7 protein-coding genes and 1 tRNA gene are annotated in these 8,279 nt (G+C 47.7%); 4 read left to right on the forward strand and 4 right to left on the reverse strand.

The window, feature by feature from the left end; all coding sequences use genetic code 11:
- Positions 1-8 precede the first annotated feature (8 nt).
- The 4 genes from JW883_07735 to JW883_07750 all read left to right on the forward strand — a co-directional run bounded on the left by JW883_07735 (position 9) and on the right by JW883_07750 (position 3,138).
- Positions 9-836 (forward strand): protein-glutamate O-methyltransferase CheR, encoded by an 828-nt coding sequence (locus JW883_07735; protein MBN1842154.1) that lies wholly within the window; start codon positions 9-11, stop codon positions 834-836.
- A complete protein-coding gene (locus JW883_07740) occupies positions 787-1,392 on the forward strand; it encodes a chemotaxis protein CheB (protein MBN1842155.1) in 606 nt (201 codons plus the stop codon). The genes JW883_07735 and JW883_07740 overlap by 50 nt, the downstream gene beginning before the upstream one ends.
- Positions 1,392-2,687: a response regulator gene (locus JW883_07745; protein ID MBN1842156.1), complete on the forward strand. Its 1,296-nt coding sequence runs from the start codon at positions 1,392-1,394 to the stop codon at positions 2,685-2,687. Before JW883_07740 ends, JW883_07745 begins: the two co-directional genes overlap by 1 nt.
- Positions 2,688-3,061: 374 nt before the next feature.
- A tRNA-Arg gene (locus tag JW883_07750) sits at positions 3,062-3,138 on the forward strand.
- Between the two features lie 156 nt (positions 3,139-3,294).
- Here JW883_07750 and JW883_07755 read toward each other — a convergent pair.
- The 4 genes from JW883_07755 to JW883_07770 all read right to left on the reverse strand — a co-directional run bounded on the left by JW883_07755 (position 3,295) and on the right by JW883_07770 (position 7,952).
- A complete protein-coding gene (locus tag JW883_07755; GenBank protein MBN1842157.1) occupies positions 3,295-4,812 on the reverse strand; it encodes a hypothetical protein in 1,518 nt (505 codons plus the stop codon).
- A gap of 41 nt (positions 4,813-4,853) precedes the next feature.
- Positions 4,854-5,351, reverse strand: coding sequence for an alpha/beta hydrolase (locus tag JW883_07760; protein MBN1842158.1), 498 nt, complete (start codon positions 5,349-5,351; stop codon positions 4,854-4,856).
- 699 nt (positions 5,352-6,050) lie between these two features.
- Complete coding sequence (locus JW883_07765; protein ID MBN1842159.1) at positions 6,051-6,758, reverse strand: HEAT repeat domain-containing protein; 708 nt, start codon at positions 6,756-6,758, stop codon at positions 6,051-6,053.
- A gap of 231 nt (positions 6,759-6,989) precedes the next feature.
- Positions 6,990-7,952 (reverse strand): MBL fold metallo-hydrolase, encoded by a 963-nt coding sequence (locus tag JW883_07770; protein MBN1842160.1) that lies wholly within the window; start codon positions 7,950-7,952, stop codon positions 6,990-6,992.
- Positions 7,953-8,279 lie beyond the last annotated feature (327 nt).

The following is an 8,279-nucleotide window of genomic DNA, read 5'->3' on the forward strand; positions in this document are numbered from 1 at the left end:
GCTATCCTATGGAAAAAACCGAAGTTGAAGAAATAGAGATCGACCTTTTGCTGGAAGCACTATTCCGTCGGTATGGCTATGATTTCAGGCGTTATGCCAAGGCGTCCATTACGAGAAGGATACGGCATTTATTGGAGAAATCAGGTCATAGGAGAATAAGCGAAATGATTCCGGAATTGTTATACGATAAGTCATTTCTTGAAAAGATCGTTTATGATTTCTCCATCACTGTAACCGAAATGTTTCGTGATCCCGGATTTTACCGCGCAATCAGAGAAAAGGTAGTTCCTTATCTGAAAACCTATCCCTTCATTAAAATCTGGCATGCAGGGTGTGCAACCGGGGAGGAAGTCTATTCCATAGCCATTGTTTTGAAAGAAGAGGGACTCTATGACCGGGCAACCATTTTTGCAACCGATTTCAATGATCCTGCCCTTACAAAAGGAAAAGAAGGGATATATTCATTAGAAAATATTAAGCAATACACATTGAATTATCAGGATGCAGGAGGAACTTGTTCATTTTCCAAGTATTACCACGCACAATATGATTCAGTGATTATGGATCAATCATTGAAAAAAAACATAACATTTGCCAATCACAATCTGGTGACCGATAGTACATTCAGTGAAATGCACCTTATATTGTGCCGAAATGTCTTGATTTACTTTAACAAAACGCTTCAAGACCGGGTACTCAGGCTCTTTCACGACAGCTTGATTCATGGAGGTTTCCTGTGTCTTGGCACAAAGGAAAGTTTTCAATTTTCCGATGTTCCGGGAGATTATGAAAGAATTGATAACAAAGAAAAAATATATCAGAAAAAAACGATATAAAGCAATTGTCATCGGCACTTCCCAGGGAGGCATGGCAGCGCTCACCCGGTTATTACCTGGTTTACCGCAAGATTATTCGATTCCCGTTATTATTGTTCAGCATGTTCATCCATCACAGGGAGAATCTTCGACAAAGTATTATGATGAAAGATGTGCATTAGCCGTAAAAGAAGCAGATGACAAAGAAAGTATTCAATCAGGACATATTTATTTTGCGGCTCCCAATTATCATTTGCTTATAGAAAAAGAAAAAATATTTTCTTTATCAATAGATAATAAAGTGAATTATGCCCGTCCATCCATAGATGTATTGTTTGAAAGTGCGGCAGATACATATTCATCCGATTTGGTTGGAATTATACTGACAGGCGCCAATAATGATGGCGCTCATGGATTAGATAAGATTAAGCAGAAGGGCGGCTTGACTATTGTACAAGACCCGGAGACTGCCGAATCTTCTTCCATGCCTCAGGCGGCGATTGATGTTGTAGGAGCAGATTATGTGATGTCGTTAGAGGAGATTAAGAATCTATTAATAGAATTGGGGAAAACATAATGGATTTCAAACAAAAAATTCTGATCGTGGATGACAGACCGGAAAACCTATATCTTTGTGAAAAGATTCTGAGCGAAGTAGATGCAGAGTTCATAAAAGCAACCGATGGCAATACTGCCCTTAAAGCGACCTTGTACAATGACTTTGCCCTGGCGATTCTGGATGTGCAAATGCCGAAGATGGATGGATATGAATTGGCAGAATTTATAAGAAATGAAGATAAGACCAGAGATCTTCCCATAATTTTTCTATCGGCAGTTTATACAGATGAGTCCCATATATTCAAAGGGTATGAATCCGGGGCAGTAGATTTTCTCACCAAGCCGTTCAAGCCGAAATTATTGCTGAGTAAAGTAAAGGTCTTTTTATCATTTGACCGACAAAAAAAATACCTTGAGGAATTGGTTGGGGAGATGAAAAAGACCAATGAACAGTTGAATCATGAAATTGCCGAGCGCAAGCAAGCAGAGGAGGCGCTACGAGAAGCTCATGATGAACTGGAACGTCGGGTGGATGAGCGCACTGCTGAACTGGTCATAGCAATTCAGCAATTGGGCCAAGAAATAGAAGAGCGTAAGCGGGCCGAAGAGCAAATACGTAGCCTCAGTCAACAACTTTTGAAGACGCAAGAAAGCGAGCGGCAAAGGCTTTCTCGTGACTTGCACGACACGGTGGGGGGAAACCTTTCTGCCTTAAAAATCGGCTGCGACACCCTGTTTGATGACCAGACAGAGCTCCCCCCCGGCATAAGGCAGAGGGTTTCAGAATTCTCCAAAGTACTTCAGGAATCCATCATGACTGTCCGCGATCTGTCTTATGATTTACGTCCTAGCAGCCTGGACCAGTTGGGACTGGTTGAAACCGTCCTCCATTACTGCGAAGATTTTTCAGAAAGAAACGCTCTGAAGGTGGACTTCTTTTCGGTCGGTTTGGATAACATAAAGCTGGATTTTGATACAGAGATAGCCTTATATCGCATCATCCAAGAAGGCCTGAACAATATTCAGAAGCACGCTGATGCCAGCCATGTCACTATCAGGCTGTTGGCCTGTTTTCCCGAAATCATCCTTCGCATCGAGGACAATGGGAAAGGGTTTGATGTAGAAAAACGCTCGGAGGAAGCCTTTCAGGAAAAACGCATGGGACTCCAGACCATGCGAGAGAGGGCCGCCCTGCTGAACGGGAAAATGAAGGTCGAATCTCACCTGGACAAGAGTACGAAAATCCTGGTAGAGCTTCCACATCCAGGCATAGAGTTACTTGGCATCCTCGACACCATGGAACCTGCACCATGACTCCATGTGGGTCTTGTATGTATCAATGATACCTTCACCACGCCCGACAAACATGTCCACGTCCAGGCCTAGCTGGTCTGTGTACCTCGGGAGAGTCTTCTCATGGATGCCGTCATCAGGTTTGGAGAGTTCGGATCATCCTGTGGACACGGAAAGCCAAGAACTTGAATCTCACTCCAGGTTACATCCCAAAACCAGAATGTCTTGAGGGAATGAGTTTGCCAAGGACGGGGCGGGTATTCACGAAGTGGAAGCCTGGAGGATATCCAAAGTTCTTGAAATTCGAAGTCGAACACGCTATTAATGAACCAAGCCTTGCTGATCCTGAGAATGGTCATATCAAGGAGAGATAACCTTTTGAAATAACAATATGTGCGCCTGTAGCTCAGTTGGATAGAGCAACGGACTTCTAATCCGTAGGTCGCAGGTTCGAATCCTGCCAGGCGTACCAACAAAAACGCAGAGTTATCCCCCCTACCCTACTCATCCCAACTCTTCACCCGATGTGTTGCGAGACACTTCTAGAAATCGGTTGTGGAACTAACGAAAACGCAGTGTGGCTTGCCCGACAGGACTTCATGGTGACAGGATCTTTTTTGGTGTCAGGTCACTGATGTTTCCTCGGGATGCTTTGCTGCCACCTCTTCACGATGTCTCCAGGATCAATCGCACCTATTCCCTTAACGGCAAAGAATTCATCAAGTTCGTACCGATTGCCGCACTGCCACCAATCTTTCAAGATCCTGCCTACTTCAGATTTGAACATCCAGTCATCACCGAGCGTTTGGCTGAGCATTTTTTCCATGGTGGCTTCAGCCATCCACGAAAGAACATAATCAAGGGCGTAAAATTCGGGCACAAGATCAAAGAGCTGAGTTTCAGGCCGATAGGAAAAACCTGTATGTTTTCTTAAAAGACGGGCGTACGCATCTCCGCTTGCCAGGTCGTTTTCTTTGAACATCTGATATTCGGCCAGAAACTTACTCGCGTACCTCCTGAAGACTGAAACGTCCTTCAATGCCTTATAATAAGTGATTTCTTCTATCGCCTTGGATGACAGACCCAACTGCCTTTCAAGAAAGCAAGGGGACAAGCACATATTCTGGAGCAAGAAGGCATAAGTTTCTGAGAGCGTGTTTGAGGTGAAAAAATCCTTTTCCGTCAGAGAAAGGTCTCGCGACGTGAATGCACTGCTAAGGCCATGACCCATTTCATGGAACAGGGTCTCCAGGTCGATCCAGCCGCCCTGTGGGTTCATGACCAGATGGGTCTCCTCTGGTATCCTCAAGAGAAAGCTCATGGCCTGAGCGCCCTTTTTGGACGAGTGATCGATGTGTAGATGTAGACCCTGAAGGTCTTTAACCTGTATGTCCCAATGATTGAAAAAATTGAGTTGGTCCACCAGGGGGATCTCACCTGGAAAAAGGTGGTCGAATTCCCCGAGTCCAAGAAGGTAGACAGCGTCAAAGCGGTTCAGTTCAGACAGGGGCGCCCCCAGGGACCTTTGCGCCCATGATTCCATGGACTCAAAGTACAACGTTTCTGTCTGCTCCAACAACGCCTGGAGCCTGGGGATATGAGCCTGGTATTCGACCTCCTTCTTGTCCTCGCAGTAGGCTGCATAATTGCTGTAACCGAATTTCTCGTCGAGTAATTTGAGGAGGTACTCCCAGAAGCTCAAGGCAAAGGGTTTCAAAAATTTGCATAGGCTCTTTGTCTCTTTTTCGAGGATGTGCCGCTTTTCAACATCGCTTCGCTTTTGGCACCACGAGAGAACATCCTTGAAGTAGATCTTTTCACCGTCAACATTGGCGGCTGCTCCCTTCATCCACATAAACAATTCATTCTCGTACGGGAAAAGACGGTATTGCAAGTAGTGTCCCAGGAGTTGGTGAAAAGTGCGCCTCCGTTTTTTGGTTGGGCCGCTCACGCTCCGTATTGCTCTTATGGCAGGAGGATTCAGGATATGAGAGAAACCCTCATATATACTGTGATCTGATGAAACGCCTTGGTTTCCCTGCCACAGGTTCAAGGCATGGGAGCTCAATCTGTAGTTCAGGGTCAAAAGGGCCTGCCCAATGGCCTCAAGATCAATGGAAATTTTTCTTTTGGTGTCTTCTTCCATAACAGGTCCTGGATCAGAACTCTATTTTTGGCCCGGCTTCCTCAAGCACACGCCGCCGCTGTCTCTATTTCAAGCAGCTTGTCCCAGTCGATAGATTTGAAGGTTCTGCTCAGGACATGGTCGTCGTCAACCATGTTGAGGGTTAGGTTTTTAAAGACCTTGCGGGCAATTTTGTGAAGAGGTGTCAAGGGGACCACATCATCGCCCTTTCCATGATAAATGATAACGGCAGTATCAGTCCTTTTCTTTAGATGAGGCTCAAATTCCTGAAAAACGAGGGCAGGCGCTAAAAGAATGAGCTTCTTGACCCTCTCTTGGTTGTTAAATGCATATATTGCAGCCATCAATCCCCCATAGCTTGAGCCAACCATGATCAAGGATGACTTTTTATAAAGGAGGCTGTTTAGTTTATTCATCCGCTGCTCAAGGGTCCCGTGAAAATCTTCGATGATCATGTCGGGGTATCTTTCCCGGAAGAATACGCCCTTGGTTCCTTTGCTGCTGCTTTCGAGGCCGTGAATAAATACTCTCGTAGCCATTTGCAAATAGTTCTTTCTTAAAAAGGCGTTTTCAACTCCAAAAATGCCATTCTAAGGCCCTAATTAGCCTAAATTATAAGCGTTTCTTTTGTAATTTCAAGTGCTTGGCATGGCCCGACCCGAGTATCAGACCATATAATTATATCTCCTTTTTCTTCCCTTGTCACCTTCATATAGACCCCCAGTTAGTCGAAATATATTTAGGGATTTCCTTACTTCACACCGTATTTTTGAAATCTACCAATCAGGGTCCCTGTCCAGCCACTCCATTATCTTCTCTGGCTTTTTAGCTTTGCCCTCTTTAGCAGCGATTTGTATTGCTCCAGGTCAAAGGTTCTTCCCTGCAAGGTGCTCACGACCAAGGCCGCAAGTATCGCGCCGATGAGATGTATTGTGTCACGGCGGGAAACCTTTTTCTTCCTCCTGTCTTATCCCTTTGTCCGTACTGATACAGATGACAAAATGTTGAGGTTCTATTAGGGCGTCGACAGTGTCCAGACGCTCGCTATCTTTAATGCTGAACGGGGTGGGCGGAACATTGCCGCATCCGATTATTTCAAACCCATTTGCCAGCCGGTATTTTTTGTTATGGAGAAGCCTAAGTAACCCGTGGCGTTATAGCTCCTCATAGTCAATTACGTCCCCACCTTTATCCCGATCGCCCACCTTTATCCCGTGCTCCGGGTAATCTGTTGCGGTTCAAGGCCTGGACCTGTTCTGTATGCCCTGCTGCGCCTCTTTGGCCAGAGCGCCCAGTGTCACCGTCGTGAGACTCCTGTCTCGGTAAAGTTCCATTTTGCTTGTCGATTCAAGGAGTTCTTCCAGGGCGCTTTGGGCCTCTTTTGCCCTGAGGGAGCCAAGGGTCCAGCAGATGAGCCCCTTTGAAACATCCCCTTCCGCGGGCAGGGCTTGAAGCAGGTCGGGGACGGCTTTGACCGTAAACTCGGGCCGTGCCTCCGAGAGCCTCCCTATACCCCAGTACGCCATTTGCCGAAGCTGCGGGTGTTCTATGTAATTGTTGCCCGAACCGAAGCAGTCGGGGTTCTGGATGTAGGAGATGAGCTGCTTATGGAATCTTTTGGCCAGCCGTTCGCTTTGCGCCATGACCTCGCCCATGGATTCAGAAATGCCCCACCCAGAATTGGAGGAATTTCTCTGCATGTTCCACAGGAACCGGCGCATCACGGCCAGGGCGTCGCGTATGTCTTGTTCCGCCATCCGAGACACCACCACGCCGAAAGCCGTGACGGCGTGCCATTTGATTTCAGGCGGGTGCAGCAGTAGGGAGAACAGAGGGCCGATTATTTTCCAGGGCGGGATGTCAAGCAGGGACTCAAGCCCCTTCTCCCAGTCAGGGGCCTTGAGAACCGCCAGCACCTGCCGCTTGAGCCTGCGAAAGTCCGCCAATGACGCCTCCCAGGATGTAAAGCAACAAAGGCTCACATCTTAGAGATTAAGTATTTATTTCTTGATATTGTTCACCTTGCCTCGGCAGTACACAACACAAAGAATGCTGTGGCAAAACACATCAGCAGCGCACTCATAGCAGTTCCTCTCTCCCCGAGCATCTAACACATGCAGTCAACACGTCATATTTAAAATGTTACCCTCCAGCTTCTTTCACACTTGAACAGTTACTTATTTACAAATGGATGTCCCGCTTTTTTCATTCTTCACCGTGTGCCCCGGAATGAATTTGTGAAAGCCTCTGGTGGTGGCTTTTCCTTCTGCATAGTCTTGGTGCCAGTCCGGGGGGACCGGCATTTCATCATAAAGGGCTTTTCTTTCAGCTTCCAGAAGCAGGCGCGGCTTTCCCATGAAATCAGCCGCGCACAGCACTTCCCGGCCCGATTCCATGGAAAGGCGGCGAAGCCACTCGAGCCCCTCTCTGTTTCTCAGGAGATGATGATCAAGAATCAGCCTATCGACCGAATTTGCCAGCCGCAATGCGTTTTCCCATGCCCTGTTTCTCTGCTTGGAACTCAGACGCTGAAGATACAGAGGCGGGCCGCCTGCGAGCAGGACATCCGGTTTCCACTCAAGGACAAGATCCACGGTATCATCGTCTAGAAGCTGAATGTCGGAGGCGTGTACGAACACGGTATGATCCTCAATTCTGGTCATCATCACTTTTTCGCCTGGCTCTTTTTTTTCCCCATGGGGTACGGGCGTGGAAAAAATGAAAGACCCGCGGCCCAACGTCCCTTCTTGCCATTTGGCATCCAACGACGCTTTGAGGGCAGATGAGCGGTTAAGCTCTTTGGTGGAAAGATATTCAGCCGTTTTTGCCCATACCCGAACACCCGGATTCAGATCTGCCACCTCAGAGACATCCAGCTGATAGGGGTTTGCATCCACAAGGGGAACATGGTCGCCGTGGTAGTGACTCAAGACGATGTCCGTGGCAAGTCTCCAGGCTTTTTTTATGTCTTCCCTGATGGCCTCGCCCACCGCAACCTGGGCCGGGTGCGGAGCGAAACCGTTACGAACATACCCCAGGGCGATGCCGGGGTCGATGAGTATCTTCCTTGCTCCGGCCTCTACGAAGCAGCACAGGCCTCGAACACCGAGAGATTCAGCCCCGATAATTTCTATTCGCATGTTGAAGATCCATTTTTCCCAATCCAACCGACGTAGGCGAAAACATTTTCGAGCCTAGCCTTCCCAGGCAATTTCTGCACGAACGTTCCCCATTCATTGCCCATCTGTCAAGAATCAAGACCCCTTTTTTGCAAAATGAAGCCACTGCATGATGGAGCTCCCCGCAGCAAGCTGCGGGGTATCAAAGCGGAATTTCGCCGTAGCCAAAAACCCGCCTTCGCTCTGACAAAGTTCGGCGCGGTTCGCCTTGCCTTCGCGCAGCGCAGGCGCTTGCGCCGCGTGTCATCCCTGCAGCAAGTCGCCGACGCGCCATAGCTTGGGCGACGG

The organism is Deltaproteobacteria bacterium, assembly GCA_016930875.1.
Classification (GTDB): Bacteria; Desulfobacterota; Desulfobacteria; order Desulfobacterales.